The sequence below is a fragment of the Streptomyces marokkonensis genome (genome assembly GCF_008312835.1).
Classification (GTDB): Bacteria; Actinomycetota; Actinomycetes; order Streptomycetales; family Streptomycetaceae; genus Streptomyces; species Streptomyces marokkonensis_A.
Genome location: NZ_VSKS01000072.1, coordinates 1 through 695, shown reverse-complemented (window position 1 = coordinate 695; position 695 = coordinate 1). Strand labels below are relative to the sequence as shown.

The 695-nt window shown below is 67.9% G+C and carries 1 protein-coding gene; it reads left to right on the top strand.

Going from position 1 to position 695, the window contains the following annotated elements:
* On the top strand, positions 1-695 hold a 695-nt coding region (locus F1615_RS35455), incomplete at both ends, for an alpha-glucosidase C-terminal domain-containing protein (RefSeq protein ID WP_208818485.1).

The following is a 695-nucleotide window of genomic DNA, read 5'->3' as shown; positions in this document are numbered from 1 at the left end:
TGGGGCATCTTCCTGCGCAACCACGACGAGCTGACCCTGGAGATGGTCACCGACGAGGAACGCGACTACATGTGGGCGGAGTACGCCAAGGACCCCCGCATGCGCGCCAACATCGGCATCCGCCGCCGGCTCGCCCCGCTGCTGGACAACGACCGCAACCAGATCGAGCTGTTCACCGCGCTGCTGCTGTCCCTCCCGGGCTCGCCGATCATCTACTACGGCGACGAGATCGGCATGGGCGACAACATCTGGCTCGGCGACCGCGACGCCGTGCGCACGCCGATGCAGTGGACCCCCGACCGCAACGCCGGCTTCTCCTCCAGTGACCCCGGACGCCTCTTCCTGCCCACGATCATGGACCCGGTCTACGGCTACCAGGTCAGCAACGTCGAGGCGTCCATGGCCTCGCCGTCCTCGCTGCTGCACTGGACCCGCCGGATGATCGAGATCCGCAAGCAGAACCCGGCCTTCGGCCTCGGCTCCTACACCGAGCTGCCCTCCTCCAACCCCGCCGTCCTCGCCTTCCTGCGGGAGTACGAGGACGACCTGGTGCTCTGCGTCAACAATTTCTCACGCTTCGCACAGCCCACGGAACTGGATCTCAGCGCCTTCGAGGGGCGGCACCCGGTCGAGCTGTTCGGCGGGGTGCGCTTCCCGGCCGTCGGCGAGCTGCCGTACCTGCTGACCCTCGCGGG